Below are 18,079 nucleotides of genomic sequence, written 5' to 3'. Positions count from 1 at the left end.
TTTGCCAGCAGGGCTAGTTATATTGGCGAGCTTGCTTGATTTCGCTGAAAAGCAGGCGCTGTGAATGAACATGGCGTCGAAATCCTCTCCTGGAGCTAGTGCGCATGAAATCGTCCGATGTAGTGGCCCCCAACGCCTATCGCCTGTTGTGGGCCGGTTTCATGGCCATCCTCGCCGCCGGCGTGGGATTCGCGATTCGCGGCGGCATTTTTGATAACTGGGGGAGTGAGTTTGGTTTCACTGCCACCGAACTCGGTGCGATCGGCGCTGCCGGTTTCACGGGATTTTGCTTCGGCATCATCATCGGCGGTGTGGTCGTCGATAAGGTGGGTTACGGCTGGCTGGTTGCCGCCGCTTTCCTATTTCACATCGCCTCTGCAGTCGTGACCTTCGCCGCGATGGCTCCTGAAAATGTCGCTTCGCTCGACAAGGTAGCCCTCGAAGCCGCCAAGAATAGCGCGAGCCTCTATCTCACCATCGGCATGTTTCTGTTCGCCATCGCGAACGGCACGCTCGAAGCCGTGGCTAATCCGCTCGTGGCCACGCTGTTCCCGAACAACCGCACGCACTACCTCAATATCTTGCACGCCAGCTGGCCGGCCGGTCTGGTTCTTGGCAGCGCGCTCGGCTGGGTGCTCGACGACATGTTCAAGATCCACTGGAAGTATCAGCTCGCGCTGTATCTCATTCCGACCGCCCTCTACGGCATCATGTTCATTGGCCAGAAATTTCCGAAATCGGAAGCTTCGGAAAAAGGTCTCAGCCTGGGCGAAATGTTCAAAGACGTCGGTATCCTCGGCGGCTTGGTCGTTTGCTATTTGATCGCACTCTTCTTTGGCGATTTCTTCAAGCCGTTCTTCGCCGACAAAGAATCGGCAATCCCGATGTATCTCGGCTATGCGATCGGCGGCGTGCTGCTGATTCTGATCGGTGTGATCACCAAGTTCTCGATCGGCTCGTTCCTCCTCTTCGTGCTGTTCATCACGCATGCGTTGGTGGGCGCGGTTGAACTCGGCACCGATGGCTGGATTCAAAACATCACGGGCAACATCCTGTCGTCCAGCGAAGGCAAGATTTTGTTCGTGTTCACTTCCTCGGTGATGTTCTTCTTGAGGTTCTGCTCGGAATTCATCGAGAAGAATCTCAAGATGTCGCCGATCGCGATTCTGCTGGTCTGTGCAATCCTGGGCTGCATCGGCCTCAACCTAACTAGCATGACGACCTCGTTCGTGATGGCGTTGCTCGCCTTGACGGTGTACGGCATTGGCAAGACGTTCTTTTGGCCGACGATGCTCGCGGTCGCCAGCGATCGCTTTCCGCGTTCGGGCGCTGTGGCGATCAGCATCATGGGCGGCATCGGCATGATGTCGGCTGGTCTGGTGGGCTCGAAGGGGCTCGGTTACTTCAAGGATCGTTACTCGGGCGAAGAAGTCGCCAAGGTCGATCCGGCCTTGTTTGAAAAGTACAAAGCCGAGAAGCCCAGCGCGTTCCTCGTGTTCCCGAAGGCAACCGGTCTCGATGGCAAGTTGTTGGGCGCTGCGAAAGAAGCAGTGAACAAGGAAAAAGAGGCCGCCAAGGATCCGAAGATCGCGGACAAGCCCACGGCGACCGATGAGCAAAAGAAGGTGGCCGCTGCCGACATCGAAGGCGATCGTCGCACGCTCCGGACCGACAGCCTGATCCCAGCAACTATGGCGGGGATTTACTTGATTCTGTTGATCTACTTCAAGTCGATCGGCGGATACAAAGCGATCAAGATTCACGAGCAACCCACGGGCATTGCCGAAGCCTAAGGCTTCGTCCATGCCTGCGTTTCGAATGACGCAATCAGCCGCCAGGCGCTAGCCTCCGGCTTCGAACTCCAAGGCCATCGACGGGACTTCCCGTCGGTGGCCTTTCTTTTTTTGGCCAATGTCGTTGTGAACGAATTATCTCAAGTAGCAACACAAGTTATTTCTTATTCGCGATTCAGTCGAACAAACAATCGCAGCATCTCTTGACTTATTTAATAAACATACGTACACTATCTAGCTGGAGCCAAGTCCGGTGTGCCACTGGCGTCCTTTCGCCAGTGCTTGGTGGGCGAGTGGCGGTAATTAGGCCAGTGAAGGCGGAGATTAGATCTTTTGGCATGAGGCCCTGCGGCGAAAAACAGTGAGCGATGCAACCAGGAAGCCCGAGCCGTGTGGCGAAGGAGATGGGCGCGAGGACATTCGGTCTGGCAACGTGCCGTAGCACCAACTCCGTAGTGCTGCCGCACGTTGCCAACAACCGTGTCGACTCGCCCAAACCTTCGCCTTACGGCTCGGACTTCCTGAAACGGGTGTTTCTTTTTTTCGAAGGAGAGTCGCCATGTCTGAGAAAAAGCCGAAGGATCCGCTCAAACCGATCCGAGTGCGGGAACGGGATCGTCTGATCTACAACGCGGTGAAGATTCAGCGGAGGAATCAAGTTGCAGTCGGGCAGGAATACGGCCTGACGCAGCAACGGGTCAGCGCGATCGTGAAGCGGGTCGAGGTGTGGTTATCGTTGCCCGTGCCAGAGGGTTTTCAGGAGCTCAATCGGGTCGAGCGATTGCGGCAGGCCGGGCGAGCTCATCGGATGCTGCTCGAGCATCTGCTCAACGAAGCGGTCGCGGCCTGGCAAGGTTCGCAACAGCCGAAGATCGTGCGCAAGAATCGGACGATCAAGGGCGAGGTCGTCGCCGAAACCCACGCCGTGACACAAAGCGGCGACAGCCGTCTTTTTAAGAACGTGCTGCTGGCTGCCGAGCGGCTCATTGAGTTCGAGGGCTTTGATCGGCACGGCAACGTCGATGTGTCGGTCACGGGGCGCGTTCCTGAGGCGCTGCCGATAACACCGGTCGAGGCCTATCGTGAAGTCAAACGTCGCGTCTTCATTGGCTTGTTCGATACGCCCGGCGATGAAGGGATTCCCGGAGCCTGGGCCGAGGAATTGAAGCAACGGGGCGTGGTAATTAGGCCGCTGGAGGAGGCGAGTGACTTGCCAGGAGTTGCTTTGAGCGAGTACCCGCCTCAGGGACGAACCAATGGTTCGGCCTACGAGGGAGACGCGTCTTATGGTGGAGACAGTGGTGAAACTGTTGTAAACAGTGAGAAAGTGTTGTGCGAAAAAGAGTTCGATTCGGCGCAAGGTGAGAAACAACAAGAGGTTAGTGCGAACAGAACTCGTGAAAAGGTGTTGTTAAAAGACAGTAGTGCGAGTCGGCCGGCGCAGCCCTTCAAGGACTATCCGCACTATGACAAGTATGCTGTGCAAGGCGTGTATTTCGACGAGAAGGGCAATCCTCGCAGCGAAACGTTCGAAGAACTCACGACCCGCCGCCGCAACAATCAGTTGCGGGGACGCAGTGAGTGGGACTTCGATCCGCCACCAGAACGGCCGGGCGGCGGGCAATATAGTTGGGGCCCGATCCACCCGCCGAAGAAGCAGTAGCAGCCGCCCGGCGATGGTTCCCTCGCTGGCGCGTCGGGCTTGTGTGCACTATCGCAGCGTTTTGCTTTCGGCCTGCGTCATGGCTTGGCGGAGGCCTTCGGTGAATTGGCCAGGGTTCTGCCAGAACGACTTGAGCGAAGTGTCGTCGTTGAAGAGGTAGACCTGCTTGCGATAGGTCAGGCTGTAGGTGGCTCGGCCATCGACGAGCTCGCCGGTCTGCATGAACTTGACCGGATCGTAGCCGACCATGACGGGGCTGTAGCGATCGGGCTCGGCGAGGAACTTTTGTTGTTCGGCAGCTGAGGTAAAGAGAAAGGTCCGGCGACGATGCACAGCACCAAACTGCGGCTGACCCTTCTTCCACTTCCGTTCGACGGCAAGCGTGACCGGGCAGAAACCTTCCATCGCTACGGGATAAGTTCCCGAAGCCAGCGCGACGTTCGCACCACCGGCTGGCGGTTGCGGTTGAGCTGCTGGTTGTGGATTCTGCGGCGGAGCGCTGGCCTGTGCGAACTGCGGAGCGGCTGCGGCAGCTACAGCAGCCGCTGGTGCAGCAGCAGGAGCAGCGAAGCCCGGCGGTTGCCAGCCACCCGCGGCGGCCGCTTGTGCGTACGGCTGCGAGTAGCGGTTGATCACTTCCTTGGCTTGATCGGCGGCGGCTTGGGTTTGTTGTTGAGTGTTTTGCGAGAACTGCTGCCCCGCTTGTTGAGCGCTGGCAGCGTATTGGCTCGCTTGGGTTTGAGCGCTGGCAGCGTATTGACTGGCCTGGGCCTGAGCGCCGGCCACATATTGACCGGCCTGAGCTTGAGCACCCGCCGCATACTGGTTGGCTTGGGCTGCGTATTGATTGGCTTGCGCTTGAGCGTTCAGCCATTGTTGCTGGGCTGCTTGTTGAGCGGATGCCTGAGCTTGCTGGGCCCCGGATTGCAGCTGCTGTCCGGTCGCTTGCATTTGCTGAGCGGTTTGAGCGGCGCCGGCGGCCATGTAATTGGTCGCGGTCTGTCCGCTGACTTGCGTGATCGTGCCGTTGTTATTCGATTTGCCCACGCCGGCGCCGGTGCTGATGGCGACGGTGTTGACCATCGAGATGTAATCGGTCGGCGATTGCGGGCTGACGGTGCGGGTCAATTCCAAACCTGCCGGCGTGACGAAGACGTCGGTCGGCCAGGCCTGCACGCGATACTTGGCGACGAGCGCCGGCGTTTTGCGAGCATGCACTTTCACCGGCACGCAAGTGCGACCGATGGCGGCGCCGACTTCGGGTTGGCTGAAGACATTCTTCTCGACGCGCACGCAAGGCGGGCAGTCGTCGGAATAGAAGTGCAGCAGTACCAGCTTGCCCTGCGCGCCCGCTTGTTGGCAAGCGATGGCGAAGTCTTCGGCCCAGGGGATCTGATCTTCGGCCGACAACCTGGCCGACATCGCCAGCAGCGTGCAAGCGAACAGGAATCCCCGAGTGAGCAATGTTCGGACGGCCATAGTCGCAACCTTCGCGAGGAAAAGACGACGAACGGGCGCGAACTGCCCGCGTCGCATCCTTTTCTTCGGCAAGTTGACCTTAACGAATACACCCGCAAAACCGCTTGCGGGGAAAAACGCGATAAGTTTGGCCAGGGGTGGCTGCTAGCGAGGAGTGATTGCAGATTTGAGATGGCAGATTGCAAATTGAGGAGGAGTGGATGCTATCGTCTTTCAATCTGCAATCTGAAATCTGCCATCTGCAATTCGTTGGTCTGCAATTGGGAAGACTTTGCGGGCAGGGCGAAGTTTGGCGGCGAATTGGCCGATATTGCAGACATGACTGCGCCTAGCATTACTCCCGAGATTGTCTCCACCTTCAAACAGGGAGCCAGCGAAGCTGCCGAAGCCTGGCAGCGGGCCTTTGCTATCACGGCGGCAGAGTTTTCGTTCGGCGAACCTGCCGATGTGCTGACGCAGGTCTCGCGCGATGAATGGAACGCAGCCGGCCTAGCGGTGATTCTGGGTCAGGCGAGCGGCGCGATTGCGTTACTCGTGGCCGATCCAACGAGTGCCTTTCCCGAGTGGTTGGCCACGCCCGATGCTTCGGCAAAGAGTCGATTAGCTACGCTCGCGCAAGAGCTCGGCATGATCGCGCTCCCCGCCGATCTGATGCCGACGAGCGAAGCTGTCGTGCGGATCGAAAATCTGCAGGAAGCGCTGCTCCGCTGTCAGCCGGCAGGCGGCGTCGATGTGTTGCCGCTCACGATCAAGCATGGCGAAGTCACGCTGCAAGCGATCCTGCTCGGGGTGGCCGACGGTGCTTTGCTGACGGCGGCTCCGACACCCGTTGCTGCGGCTGCTCCGCCGCCAGCAGCCGCATACGAACCGACTTCAGTCGCGCCGACACCGACGATTGGTGCGCGCTTTTCAGCGGCGCCGGCCCCGCAGGAATTTGAAGACGGCATTCCATCGTTGCCGCCGTTCACGCGGAGCTTGCTGAAGATTCAAGTCGCGGTGGTCGCTTCGCTGGCGACGACGAATTTGCCTGTCGGCCGGATTCTCGAGATCGGCCCGGGCTCGATCATTCAGTTTGATCAATCGTGCGAACAGCCGTTGTCGCTGGCTGTCGGCGACAACTCATTCGCGGTTGGCGAAGCCGTAAAAGTCGGCGAGAAGTTCGGCGTGAGGATCACGTCAATGGTGATGCCAGATGAACGATTCTGGTCGGTACGCGGCCGGCGTGGGTAGGTCAGGCACTTAACTAGGCCCGCTCGTCGACGATGATCTTGGCGCACCCAGCGCATCGCCAGCCCCAGACGTGCGGGCGGTTGAACTGCATGAACCCGCCGTGGCCGATTGGGATTCCGCCGACGGCCCAGATGCCTAGCAACGTGGGACTATTGGCGTAAAGCCACTTCAATTGATAGCGATCGCCGAGAATCCGGCCCGCATGCATCGGCTGTGAACAGAACGGGCAGCGAGGCGTTGTCGGAACTGGCTGCGGATAGGCCGCCTGAGACGCAGTCGCTACTGGGGGTGGGCTGGTTTGCGAAGGAGCAAATGCGGGGCATGTGCCGGGCTCCAATTTCTGCAGATGAATGATCGACGGCACGACGTTGGTTACGCCGCAAGGACAGTCGAGCTTACTGCCTGCTTGCTGCGGGCCGACATGTTGTGGTCGGCGACAACGGCCACACTCGAAGAAGTAATTCGGCGCGGCTTTGGAGTGTTGCGGACGATTGAGCATGAGAGAGGTCCGATGGCGCGAGGTGGAGGAAATGGCTTTGCAGGCCGCCTGGCCGGTAAAGATCGTACCATTTCGCCGGCCGGATGTAACATTTCCCAGCTTTCTGCGCTAGGTAGACCGGTGCCCCTGGGCTAGCTGTTTCTCCGCATTCTTTGGTGAGAGGAGTGTCGTCGTGCGCACTTTCAAAATCGCGAAAGGGGATCACAAGGGGAAGCAGATTCAGGTCACGCGTTATGAGAGAACGAAGACCGGCATGAAGATCAACGTCGAGCACAATGTGCCCGTCGTCGCCGGCAAGCAGATTCAGTGGGTGCAGACGTTCACGAGCAACAATGTCTTCGCCAAGGTTTGCAAGCAGCAAACGATTGTGGACCCATTCGGCTATGGCACGCCCAGCCTGCACAAGTTTGATCTGCCCACGATGCCGGGCACCTGCAAAGCCGACGACCTTCTGCCCTTCTATTGGACCGCAGACGATCTGAAAAATGGGAGTGGGCCCGGATTTTCGGACGAACCCCAGAATCCGAAGCCGGACAAAGGGCGAGTATGGACGCAATTCATTCTGGCGCTCACCGAAGTGACCGACAAACACGTCCACCACCTCGTAGCGATCTTCTGGGGCTACGACCGCATGGCCGATGGTGAAGTGCGAGCAGCAGCCATTCGCCTACCAACGACCGCCGAAATGAAAGCCCACGGTCAGGCGCTGAAGAAGATGTACCCTACGTTTCGCTATACGTAAGAGGTTGCGCCGAACGCAAGATCACGCAAGGTCGTGACAGAAGCGAAATGCGATGCGCGGTTGACCAAAGTTGTCCGGCGTAGTGCGTCTAATAAATGTATGGACGAAGCACGAGCCGCTGTTCGACTCCCGGCACAGCCAGTCTTCGCTACGCGTATTTAAGAAGACCAAGTATCTAATAGCAATATGACATGTTTTGTCACCGATTCATGTTGAGACGTATAACAAAATGCAATGTTAGTCATCTGTTAATTTTTCAGTATTAGTTGACCGCTCATTGACACTACATACAATGCGGCGGCTATCACCACGGATTGGTGGGGCATTAGACGGCAATAAGTCGGGAGTACCTGGCTAAAGGGAATTGGCATTCTTCAGGCATGTTTGGCAGTTTTGCTCCAACTTGGCAGGCTTCATTTGAGGAGATTTGCTGATGGCTAAGACTCGTGGTCGTGGACGTACTCGTCCCCAGGGCAATCCGCCGCCGGCGGCGCCAGTTCTTCCCCCAGAGGGCTCCGATTCCTCGATGGTGGGCGATGCGACGGCAGGGGAATATACGGGGAAATACCTGGTGCTACTCCGCGCAGATGTGAGCGAAAAGAAGGCTACGGAAGCCATCAAGTCGGCCTGCGGTGCTTCGGATGTGTGCAGCGCGTCGAGCTTTGCCAACAGCGCGGTCGATATGGAGCAGGCCGATCAGGCAGATATTTTGTACCTGGATGAAATCAAGGTCGCGGTAGTCGACGTTGATCCGCGTCAGGCCGGCGATCTGCGCGCTGCGGCTGATGATGAAGGCAATAACGACATTCTTGCGGTCGAACCCGAGCGCATCATGTATGCGTTAAATGAGCCAGCGTTTCCCTTTGAGTATTTAAAGGGATATCGGGATGCGGTGAATCATCTTTACGATCAGCTGCGATCGCAGCAGCCGACAGATGCGATCTCGGAACTCGAGGCGTCCATTCAAGCGGCCGACAACGCCCAATTCACCTGGGGCCTGCAGGCTACACGCGTGAATACCTCGCGATTTGCCGGCCGAAACATTCGCGTTGCGGTGCTCGATACTGGGTTTGATCTCGATCATCCCGACTTTGTAGGCCGAAGCGTCACCAGTAGATCCTTTATTTCCGGCCAGGCGGTGGACGACTTCAACGGGCACGGGACCCATTGCATCGGCACGGCGCTCGGGCCCCAACAACCGGCAGGAGGCGTGCGCCGCTACGGCTGCTCTTTTGGCGGTTCGATTTTTGTCGGCAAGGTCTTGAGCAATCAAGGATCGGGTGCAGATAACGGCATTCTCGCTGGCATCAACTGGGCCATCGCGAACAACTGCCGCATCATCTCCATGTCGCTTGGTTCACCCGTGCAGCCTGGTGAGAGCTTTTCGCCCTTGTATGAGAACATCGCCCAGCGCGCGCTGAACTCGAACCCGGGGACGTTGATTATTGCGGCGGCAGGAAACGATAGTCGCAGTTTATCGACCGGCCTGCGGCTGAACCCGCCGCGGCCCGTCGGTCGGCCAGCCAACTGTCCATCGATCATGGCAGTTGCTTCGCTCGATTCCAATTTGGCAGTGTCCGCGTTTTCCAACGGCACGATCAACCCAGTAAGTGGTGGCGGTGGCGTCGATCTGGCGGGTCCCGGTGGCGCCGTCTTCTCCTCGGTACCGACGCCGTTTCCCGCGAACGTGCAACCCGCCGGTGGTGGCCGACCCTGGCCTGCTCGTTATCACACGATTTCGGGCACCAGCATGGCGACGCCTCACGTCGCGGGAATCGCGGCGATGTGGCTGGAAGCTCGTCCGAACACTCCCGCGCTCGCGCTATGGCAACTGCTGCTGAGCAATGCTCGGCGACTGTCGATTTCGTCTCGCGATGTGGGTGTCGGGCTCGTTCAGGCGCCGCAATTCTAGTGTGACTGTTGTAACGCCGGCCAGCACGTTCATTCTCGGCGCGGTATGATAGGATTGGTCGTATAAGGAGACCAATCCATGGCCAAGCCTAGTTTGATTAATATCAATGTCCTGGTCGAAGATTCGCACAAGAGCAAGTTGTCCGCCGTGGCCACCAAGCTCAAGGCGAAGGGCTTTGTTCTCACCGAGACTCTAGATGATATCGGTGTGCTCAGTGGCAAGGCGCCAGCCACGGCCCTGGAAAGCCTGGAGGCAGTAAATGGCGTATCGGTGATCGAAAAGGAGAGGACCGATTACACTGCTCAATAGCAGCGTTGTAGCGGTGACTCCCTCTTTAGAAGCCAACGAAACATGAACGCTTGGCGTACGACGATCGATTCCAGATCGCACGCCAGGTGGTTGTTGACGGCGGGCGTTTTATCCATCCTGGCAATGGTGGGGATGGTTGTCGCAGTGCCCGATGTCGACAGGCATCCGGTTATTTTTGCTTTCTCGCTGACTTGGGTGATCGGTGGGTTCGTCGGGCTCGCCACGCAAAGTTTTTTGCTGCGGCTGGATCCCTGGCGATTTCGTTTTGCCTGGTGGGAGCGTGAAGGGGGAATCTATCGCTACGCCGGTGTCGAGGCGTTTCGCTGGTTATTGCGAAAGACACCACTTGCTTGGCTCAACCCTGCCGTGAGGATGACTCGCCAGGCGGATCTCGAGAACTTGCTCCGGCAGTGAACTTTGCCGAAGGCGCGCATCTGGTTGGGGGCGTCATCACACTCGCTTTGGCGCTCGGATACGCAGCGACTGGTCACGCGAGAGTTGGGTTCACTTTTGCGATCATCACGCTCTTGGTTCATTTCTATCCGCTGATCACGCAGCGCTGGAACCGGGGGCGGGTGGCGAGAATTGTTGCGGCGCGCAGAAAGGTAAACCGAGGCACTGAATGCTGAAGTTAGCGATCCCCGTGCTGCACGTGTCGAGCTCGATTGCTGCCGAGCAGTTTTACTGCGCTGGTCTCGGATTTCGGCAGACGTTCGCTTATCGCCCTGATGAGTTGCGAGCCGATCCCTGTTACCTGGGCTTGGTTCGCGATGGAGTCGTGCTGCACTTATCATCTTTCTCCGGCGATGGCGTGGCCGGTGGTGTGATCAATTTTCTCGTCACCGATGTCGACGCTCTGCATGCGGAATTCGTCGCGAGGGGTGTGCCGATCGCTCTCGAACCGACCGACCAGACCTGGGGTAATCGCGAGATGTACGTCAAGGATGCGGATGGCAACAGCATTCGCTTTGTGCGAAGTGGAAGTTCGCATGACGCTGGCAGCAAGCCCGCGACTGAGGCTTGACAAATCAATCCCGCCCGATCAATCTGATCGCACCTCTGCAGTCTGCTCTCTCCGCGGACGTTTTCGACGTTCTCTGCGTGCCTGGGGATTCATTGAGATGCAGCACCGATCTGGTAAGAAACCGGCTTTCACGCTCGTCGAATTGTTGGTCGTGATCGCGATCATCGGAGTGTTGGTCGCCCTCTTGCTGCCAGCCGTGCAGGCGGCTCGCGAAGCCGCTCGGCGGATCAAGTGCGCGAACAACCTGAAGCAATTTGGGCTCGCGCTGCACAACTATCACGACGTCCACGAACGCTTGCCGCTGAATTCGGCGTGGTACCCCGCGGCTGCCAATCGCAAAGGTCCGATGCACGTCAAGCTGCTGCAGTTTTGCGAAGGGAACAATTTCTACGACAAGCTGGATATGCAGGGGGACGTGGTCGCGCAGATCGATGCCGATGCCGTCTTGAAAAAGATGGTGCTCCCGTTGTTCCGTTGTCCCACCGATACGTCGCGCCCGCTCAATTCGACGGGCTCAGCAGTGGTCACCTACGCTCCCAGCCAAGGCTCGCAGCAGCGGAACACTCCGAACTGTTCGATCTATCCAGGAAATGTTTTCGGCACCGGCCCCTCGGCGGATGGCAACGCGACCGACAGCACGCAAATCTCTGGGCTCTTCTCGCGCTATCCGTGGGCGGCCGCGCTCAAGGAAATCACCGACGGCACTTCGAATGTGATTGCGATGGGCGAAGTCCGACCGGGTTGCAGCACGCACCTTCAACTGCCGTGGTGGAACGGGCAGCAATGGTTTGTGAGCACCGCGGCGCCGTTGAACTATCCCACCTGTCCCAACGAAGGGCCGGGTAACACCGGTTCTGGGTGCAACGGTTGGTCGAACTGGAGTACCGACATGGGCTTCAAATCGCAGCACCCGGGGGGAGTTCAATTTGTGTTCGCCGACGGCTCGGTGCACTTTCTGAACGACAGCATCGAATACCTCAACTACCAACGACTAGGCTGTCGCAGCGATGGCCAGGTCGTCACCGCCTACTGAGAATCGCCGACAAGGTTCGCATGAATCGCATTTCCGGTATCGCTCTGGCTTTGGCAACGTTGATCGTCGTCGGCGTCTTGGGCTGCGGCAGCAAAGGCGCTCCGCTGGCGCCGGTCACCGGCCGCGTAACGCTCGACGGTCAACCGCTGGCCGGCGCGACGGTGTGCTTCATGCGCGAAGGTTCGCCCAAATGGTCGTTCGGACAAACAGACGCCGACGGCAAATTCGCGTTGACGACGATCGCCGAAAATGACGGCGCGTACCTCGGCCTGAATCAAGTCACCGTGAGTCAGCCTGCCGCGACGAGCGCGAGCACTGCGCCGAATAGGCCTGCGGTCGGCGTGCCCGCTCCCGACGAGTATTTCAAGCAACTGGCAAAATCCGCGGCGTCGCAGCCGAAGCTTGTTCCCGAAAAATACCAGCAGCTGGGGGCCAGTGGATTGAGCGCAGAAATCAAAGCGGGCCAGAATCTCATCGACCTACCGCTATTCACGGCAACGGCTGCTGCGCCGTAGTTGTATTCAGGATTCGCAGCACTTCACAGCTTGTACGCAGGTCGCGGTGCACCTTCGAGTGCATGGCGTTGAACGCGATGACGCTTTGACAACCGGGATGCTTGGCGCTGCGCACCGAGACCACGCCATCGGACGGACCATCGAGCGACAATGGCACTGCGGCGCCGATCACATTGTGTAGCTTCACGCATGGGTTGACGCGCATCTGTCGCATCACGTCGAGCAGCGGCGATTGCGGCTCGAGCATGTCGATACTCGTGGGAAGCCGGCGGGTGAACTGCGGGTTAAATGTGCCGGGGTTGTCGTCGATGAGTTGTTGGTGCATGGCTGCTTGCGTGGGGGCTGTTTCCACGAGCATCGAAGCCCCACGCCCGACCAAGCCGCTCGATGTCACCGAGCCAGCGTGCGGCGTGGCGATGAAAATAACCCGGTCGACATTCGGCGACGGATCGAAGTAGCAGTTCTCGGCCAAGAAGCCGCGGGCTTGTTCCGACGTGGCGATGGTCTCGAGCGGCTGGTTCGCGAGCTCGTTCCAAACCAGTTCGGCAGAGTGAGTCACTTGCAATTTGGCGATCAGCCCGCCCATGCTGTGGCCCACGAGCACGATGTGATGCAGGGCGGGATCGCTCTTCGTAGGATCGAGCGCGGCCACCAGCGCTCGCATTTCGGTGCGCAGCGCCGTCGCCGATTGCAGAAAGCCGCGGCCTGTCGGGTAGCGAAAAACCCAAATCTGATGCCGCTGCGAAAATCCCGGCGCGGCCCGCAGGTCGTTGATCATGTCCGCCCAACTTTGCGGATCGGAGAACAAACCATGAATCAACACCAGCGGAGTTTTTCCAGGCTGATAGGGCTCGAGCATGGTCAAGCGCGGCTGGTTCGTCGCGCCGCCCGGCTCGATGAAGCCGGCGAAATAAGTTCGCGGCGCCGCTTCCAAGGTCATCGCCAGAGGCGCGGTGAGATCCTTTGCGAGCGGCTGTCCAGTTTTGGTAGTGCGAACGCTGAGCGGATCATAAAACGTCAGCTTGGCATTCGCAGCAGGGCCTTCAAACTCCAGAACCAAGGTCGCCGCGAAGAAAGACTTCTCGGGAAAGAATTTTGCTTCCAGCGGATTGCATTCGCGGCGCACGCGCTCGACCACGAGCGGACAACCCACGCCAGCGCACTCATATCGCCGTTGCAGCAACGGATCGGTTCCGGTGGGTGGCAGATGAATCCGGACAAAGTCATCCGGCTGCCAGGGGAAGCCACAATAATCGATCGGGATTGTGAACGATTTTGTTCCGCACCGCACTGCCAACCCGTGAACTGGATTGATTCGCCCTTGGCGGCAGGCCGTTGCGAAGAGCTGCCACACCGCGGCGTTGTACGATTCGCAGTTCGCCTCGACGGCCCGTCCCACGGACTCATCCGCAGCGGGCAACTGTTGCCATTGGCGGGCACATTCCCAGAAGCAGGCTTCGACAGGACCGTCACCAGCAGGCTCGGCGACGAATTGCGAAAGAGGACGAACGGCAACCGCGTCGGCATTGGCTGTGAAGAGTTGCACCGTTTCGCAGCGAGTCAACGCGCGCGGCGATACACAGCCAGACAGAATGAACCCGCTTCCCAATAGGAGAAGGGCAAATACTCTGTTGGCAGGACCGAGCATAGGCAGGACGGCAGTTCAGTAGGATGGCAGCAATCCTCCTGATGCAGTCGCAAGCCCCTCCGGGACTCTGTCCGTTTGATATCGACAATTGACGTGCCGCGTTTTCAAAAAACGTGCCAGCAGCCACCGGAGCCACTTGCTGAGCACAAAGCTCAAAACGTGGCGATCTTACCTGCGCCGCAAGCTCGCAGGAATTTCGAAAATTCTTCGGCCATCTTGTCGATCCACCTTGCCGTCGTTCGACTGGTAGGTGGGGGAAGAGTTCTTTCATTTTTCGATAAGCAGGAGTGGGCAACATGTTGCGTCAAATTTTGGTGGGTGGTTTGCTGGCCGCGGCGGTCGCGGTTTCGGTGCGGGCCGAGGACAAGCATGAGGGGCACAAGCACGCCGCGGCTACGACCTCGAACGCGCAGTTCGAAAAGCTGAAGAAGCTGGTCGGCACCTGGGTCGAAGCCGACAAAGACGGCAAGCCGACCGATAAGGTGGTCTCGGTCATGAAGGTCACCGCCGGCGGCAGTGCGCTGCAGGAAACGATCTTTCCGGGCGAGCCGATGGAAATGCTCTCGGTCTACACCGTCGACGGCAACGATCTGGTGATGACGCACTACTGCGTGATCGGCAATCAGCCTCGCATGAAAGCCGATCCCAAGTCGCCGGCTGACCAGATCAACTTCGACTTTGCCGGCGGCGGCAATCTCGACGTGAAGAAAGACAAGCACATGCACGGCGCGAAGCTGAAGATCGTCGATGCCGATCACATCGAAATCGAAGGGAACGGCTGGGAAGACGGCGCGCCGGCCAAGGAAATGTGCGGCACGATGAAGCTGGTCCGCAAGAAGTAAATTGATTGCAGATGGCAGATCGAAGATTGCAGATTGAGTTGTTGCTCAATCTGCAATCGCTCAGTCAACTTTCACTTCGAGATCTTTTACCGCGCGTGATACGTCGATCTGCAGTTGCGACACGCCAGGGCCGTACTTGGCCAGGATTTCGTCCATCCCTGGCGGCCGCACCGGCCTCGCCTTTTTACCCGTCAGAATGAGTTGCTCCTCGACTGGATCGGCGGGCCTGGCGTCGTATTTGACCGTCACCACGTGCTTGCCGACTTTGGCGCCTTTGTGCTCGCGGTTGTATTCCAGCTCGAAATGGCCGTTGCTATCGGTCAGCGCCCAACTGGGTCGCCCCTCGGCGGGGGTGAACCAGACCACAACATTCGGCACCGGCTGACCGCCGCGCACCACCGTGCCGCTCACCGGCACGACGTCGGACCGACCGCAACCAATGCAGGTTACGGCTAACAGCAACATGAGGAGCTGAAAACGCATTAGAAGTTGCCGCCTCGGGGTTCTTCGCCGTCGCGGGTGAACGTCGAGCGATAGATCTGAAAATCGACGTGATCGGTCACGACCACCACGCGGCCATCGACCATCGCTGCTTGCACTAACTCGGGATGAGCGCTGTGCGAGCCGCGATGGTTATAGAACGTGCTATTCGGCGGCGTCGGCGTGCCGTCCTGTTCGTTCGAGTTCACATAGCCTTGCGAGGTGTGGTCGATCCAAAAGAACTGGTTCGTCCCTTCCTTGTAGTTCGTCCAACTGTGATTGCCGAAGTGGGCAAATTCGATGAAGAGAAAGGTGTTGCTCGTGCCATCTTTCACTTCGGCCAGGCGGAGGTTGCTGTTCAAAAAGCCGATGCCATCCATGTTCGCCTGCGTGCGTTCAGGACAGCACGCGCCTGTACCGCTATTCATGCCGTAGTCCTTGAACTCATTCACCGGTTTTACGCGGAATGCACTCGGGCACACGAACGTCTTCGGCATGCTGGTGTGCGCCAGCTTATTAGCCACGTTTCCTTGGTTGGTGTACGTCGTGCCGTTGTTGCGAGCGAAGGTCGTGAAGGCCGGCACGTTGAAGTTGATCGCTTCGTACAACGGCTGATTTTCCATGTACGGCAAAATAACTGCCGACCAGCCGAAGTGCCCCCAAGGTGTTCCACAGCCAATGGAAGGATCGCACCAGCCCGCAGCCATTTGCGAGCCAGTCCAACCGCCAGTGCTGCCCGGCGGCAGACATTTCAGCGTGCTTTCATAGTTATGCACCGCGAGCGCGATCTGCCGCAGATTGTTCTGACACGACGACCGCCGAGCGGCTTCGCGGGCCGACTGCACAGCAGGGAGCAAGAGCGCAACCAGCACTCCGATAATCGCGATCACCACGAGCAGTTCCACGAGAGTGAAACCGGTTGCACGCCTGGGCATGAACGACCTCGATCTGGCGAGAGGTGGGAGGGAGCAGATGAGGGGAGGATAACACACCCGGTTGCCGGGCGGAAAGCGGATTTCGGTTACAAATCGCAGATCGGGGCTGAAAACTACCTAAGCCTTCTTCCCCACCAACTTCTTCAACTGCAACCACGTCTTCGTATTCCCCACATCAGCCTTTGTCAGCCCCGCGCGGCGGGCTTGCAGAATGCCGAAACGAAGCACGTTGAAGCCTTCAGGGCTGTGGGCATCGGTGTTGATGACAATCGGAATGCCCAGCTGCTTTGCTTTGATGAGATTCGCATCGCTGAGATCGAGACGCATCGGGTTGGCATTGAGCTCGAGGAGTTTGCCGTGTTGCTTGGCGGCGGCGAAGACCGCATCGAGATCGATCTCATAGGCATCGCGACGATTCAGCAAGCGGCCCGTTGGGTGCGCGATCTGGCTGACGTGCGGATTCGCGATCGCGCCCAGCATGCGATCGGTGATTTGCTCGCGCGGTTGCTTCTGGCCGTAGTGAATGCTGGCGATCACCCAATCGGCTTCGGCAAGCACGTCATCGGGCAGATCCATCCCACCTTTTTCCAGAATATCGCATTCGATCCCCTTTAGAATCCGAAAGCCGGTCGGCTGATCTTTGTTGATGCGGTCGATTTCTTTCCACTGCGCGAGGGCCCGTTCCGGTGTCAACCCATTCGCCATCGAGACCCGCTGCGAGTGGTCGGTGATCACGATATAAGACAAACCCCGCGCCCGCGCAGCCGCGGCCATCTCTTCGATCGAAGCACTGCCGTCAGTCGCGTGCGTATGCATGTGCAGATCGCCGCGGATATCGTCGACGGTGATCAGCTCCGGCAGTGAATCATTTTCAGCCCATTCAAATTCCTTGCGGGCTTCGCGCAATTCGGGCGGAAAATCAGGCAAGCCAAGCGTCGCGTACACATCGGCTTCGGTTTTGCCGGCGACGTACGTTTCCTTTTCGCCGTCGATTTTGAACACGCCCCACTCATTGATCTTCAAACCCTTGGCCTTTGCACGGCCGCGGACGATCACATTGTGCTCCTTGCTGCCGGTGAAGTACTGCAGCGCGGCGCCGAACGATTCTTCGGGAACGACCCGCAAATCGACTTGAAAACCCGCGTGCGTCCGAATGCTCATCTTCGTGTCGCCGCGGGCGATGACGTCTTTGGTCTGTTCGAATGACGCCAGACGATTCATCGCCTCATCGGGACTGGCGGCGACAATCAAAATATCGAGATCGCCGACCGTCTCTTTGCCGCGGCGATAACTGCCGCCGAATTCGAACTGCTGCACGCCGGGGCAATTTTGAAAATGCTCGCGCAGCGACTGCGCGAGCGCGTCGGCTTCGGCCCACAACATCCGCAGGCTCGCCGTCGCAGGCAGGGTGATGCCGGCGAGAATCAGCTGCTCGGTCTTATCGCCAAAGCCCTTCAAATCGCGCACCTTGTGCTCTTCGCAGGCGGCCCGCAGTTGATCGAGCGTGGCGATGCCGAGTTGCTTGTGCAGCGCCGCGGCTTTCTTCGGCCCGACGCCCGGAATCCGCAACAGGGCGAGCACGCTTTGCGGCACTTGCTCGCGCAACTCGGCGAGCATCGGCACATCGCCCGTCTCCACCAGCGTGACAATCTTCAGCGCCAGATCGTCCCCAATGCCATCAATCTCGGTCAGCTTGCTCTTGTCCGTCGCGACAACCGACGACAACGGCTCGGAGTAATCGCGAATCGTCCGCGCACTATTCCGATACGCCCGCACCCGAAACGGATTCGCGGCTTGAAACTCAAGCAGATCGGCAATCATGTCGAACGCATCAGCAATCTGGGCATTGGTCATCGGAATGACAAATCGTTTGGGAATGGCGTGAATGAGAATTGGTTGGCAGGTCGCAGCTGACCTCTACTATAGTGATTTGCTCCCTCGCCCCGGTACTCCGGGGAGAGGGCTGGGGTGAGGG

At 58.6% G+C, this 18,079-nt stretch carries 18 protein-coding genes; 12 read left to right on the top strand and 6 right to left on the bottom strand.

Annotated features, from left to right (window positions below; translation table 11 throughout):
• The first annotated feature begins 104 nt into the window (after positions 1–104).
• Positions 105–1,793, top strand: coding sequence for an MFS transporter (locus M9Q49_RS01065; RefSeq protein WP_254506734.1), 1,689 nt, complete (start codon positions 105–107; stop codon positions 1,791–1,793).
• A gap of 559 nt (positions 1,794–2,352) precedes the next feature.
• Positions 2,353–3,456 (top strand): hypothetical protein, encoded by a 1,104-nt coding sequence (locus M9Q49_RS01060; RefSeq protein ID WP_254506733.1) that lies wholly within the window; start codon positions 2,353–2,355, stop codon positions 3,454–3,456.
• Positions 3,457–3,504: 48 nt separating this feature from the next.
• Here M9Q49_RS01060 and M9Q49_RS01055 read toward each other — a convergent pair whose 3' ends face one another.
• Positions 3,505–4,935 carry a thioredoxin family protein gene (locus M9Q49_RS01055; RefSeq protein ID WP_254506732.1) on the bottom strand — a complete coding sequence of 477 codons (1,431 nt, stop codon included), beginning with the start codon at positions 4,933–4,935 and terminating at the stop codon, positions 3,505–3,507.
• 318 nt (positions 4,936–5,253) lie between these two features.
• Between M9Q49_RS01055 and M9Q49_RS01050 the strand changes: the two genes are divergently transcribed.
• Positions 5,254–6,165: a FliM/FliN family flagellar motor C-terminal domain-containing protein gene (locus M9Q49_RS01050; RefSeq protein ID WP_254506731.1), complete on the top strand. Its 912-nt coding sequence runs from the start codon at positions 5,254–5,256 to the stop codon at positions 6,163–6,165.
• 13 nt (positions 6,166–6,178) lie between these two features.
• Here the strand turns inward: M9Q49_RS01050 and M9Q49_RS01045 are convergent, their stop codons facing one another.
• Positions 6,179–6,664, bottom strand: a complete 486-nt coding sequence (locus M9Q49_RS01045; protein ID WP_254506730.1) for a PF20097 family protein — start codon at positions 6,662–6,664, stop codon at positions 6,179–6,181.
• Positions 6,665–6,836: 172 nt separating this feature from the next.
• Between M9Q49_RS01045 and M9Q49_RS01040 the strand changes: the two genes are divergently transcribed.
• The 8 genes from M9Q49_RS01040 to M9Q49_RS01010 all read left to right on the top strand — a co-directional run bounded on the left by M9Q49_RS01040 (position 6,837) and on the right by M9Q49_RS01010 (position 12,199).
• On the top strand, positions 6,837–7,406 hold the full coding sequence (locus M9Q49_RS01040; RefSeq protein ID WP_254506728.1) for a hypothetical protein: 570 nt from the start codon (positions 6,837–6,839) through the stop codon (positions 7,404–7,406).
• A 433-nt stretch (positions 7,407–7,839) separates the two neighbouring features.
• Complete coding sequence (locus M9Q49_RS01035; protein WP_254506726.1) at positions 7,840–9,318, top strand: S8 family serine peptidase; 1,479 nt, start codon at positions 7,840–7,842, stop codon at positions 9,316–9,318.
• A gap of 78 nt (positions 9,319–9,396) precedes the next feature.
• Entirely contained in the window at positions 9,397–9,627 is a 231-nt protein-coding gene (locus M9Q49_RS01030; RefSeq protein WP_254506724.1) for a hypothetical protein, read from the top strand.
• 42 nt (positions 9,628–9,669) lie between these two features.
• The gene (locus M9Q49_RS01025) at positions 9,670–10,041 is read left to right on the top strand and encodes a hypothetical protein (RefSeq protein WP_254506722.1); all 372 of its coding nucleotides are present in this window, start codon (positions 9,670–9,672) and stop codon (positions 10,039–10,041) included.
• Positions 10,038–10,256, top strand: coding sequence for a glycosyl-4,4'-diaponeurosporenoate acyltransferase CrtO family protein (locus tag M9Q49_RS35915; protein WP_390843094.1), 219 nt, complete (start codon positions 10,038–10,040; stop codon positions 10,254–10,256). Before M9Q49_RS01025 ends, M9Q49_RS35915 begins: the two co-directional genes overlap by 4 nt.
• The gene (locus M9Q49_RS01020; protein WP_254506721.1) at positions 10,250–10,651 is read left to right on the top strand and encodes a bleomycin resistance protein; all 402 of its coding nucleotides are present in this window, start codon (positions 10,250–10,252) and stop codon (positions 10,649–10,651) included. Before M9Q49_RS35915 ends, M9Q49_RS01020 begins: the two co-directional genes overlap by 7 nt.
• A gap of 97 nt (positions 10,652–10,748) precedes the next feature.
• Positions 10,749–11,684 (top strand): DUF1559 domain-containing protein, encoded by a 936-nt coding sequence (locus M9Q49_RS01015; protein ID WP_254506720.1) that lies wholly within the window; start codon positions 10,749–10,751, stop codon positions 11,682–11,684.
• A 20-nt stretch (positions 11,685–11,704) separates the two neighbouring features.
• Positions 11,705–12,199, top strand: coding sequence for a DUF4198 domain-containing protein (locus tag M9Q49_RS01010; RefSeq protein WP_254506719.1), 495 nt, complete (start codon positions 11,705–11,707; stop codon positions 12,197–12,199).
• Here the strand turns inward: M9Q49_RS01010 and M9Q49_RS35685 are convergent.
• Positions 12,174–13,745, bottom strand: coding sequence for an esterase/lipase family protein (locus tag M9Q49_RS35685; protein WP_254506718.1), 1,572 nt, complete (start codon positions 13,743–13,745; stop codon positions 12,174–12,176). The two genes, M9Q49_RS01010 and M9Q49_RS35685, sit on opposite strands and share 26 nt — an antisense overlap.
• A gap of 398 nt (positions 13,746–14,143) precedes the next feature.
• Here M9Q49_RS35685 and M9Q49_RS01000 point away from each other — a divergent pair, with 398 nt between their 5' ends.
• The gene (locus tag M9Q49_RS01000) at positions 14,144–14,689 is read left to right on the top strand and encodes a hypothetical protein (RefSeq protein WP_254506717.1); all 546 of its coding nucleotides are present in this window, start codon (positions 14,144–14,146) and stop codon (positions 14,687–14,689) included.
• A gap of 60 nt (positions 14,690–14,749) precedes the next feature.
• Here the strand turns inward: M9Q49_RS01000 and M9Q49_RS00995 are convergent, their stop codons facing one another.
• The 3 genes from M9Q49_RS00995 to polX all read right to left on the bottom strand — a co-directional run bounded on the left by M9Q49_RS00995 (position 14,750) and on the right by polX (position 17,958).
• On the bottom strand, positions 14,750–15,172 hold the full coding sequence (locus M9Q49_RS00995; RefSeq protein WP_254506716.1) for an Ig-like domain-containing protein: 423 nt from the start codon (positions 15,170–15,172) through the stop codon (positions 14,750–14,752).
• On the bottom strand, positions 15,172–16,104 hold the full coding sequence (locus tag M9Q49_RS00990; protein WP_254506715.1) for a DUF1559 domain-containing protein: 933 nt from the start codon (positions 16,102–16,104) through the stop codon (positions 15,172–15,174). Before M9Q49_RS00990 ends, M9Q49_RS00995 begins: the two co-directional genes overlap by 1 nt.
• Positions 16,105–16,221: 117 nt before the next feature.
• Entirely contained in the window at positions 16,222–17,958 is a 1,737-nt protein-coding gene (gene polX, locus M9Q49_RS00985) for a DNA polymerase/3'-5' exonuclease PolX (protein WP_254506714.1), read from the bottom strand.
• Between the last annotated feature and the right edge of the window lie 121 nt (positions 17,959–18,079).

It is taken from the genome of Anatilimnocola floriformis, from assembly GCF_024256385.1.
Lineage (GTDB): Bacteria > Planctomycetota > Planctomycetia > Pirellulales > Pirellulaceae > Anatilimnocola > Anatilimnocola floriformis.
This window is presented reverse-complemented; position numbering and strand designations above follow the sequence as displayed.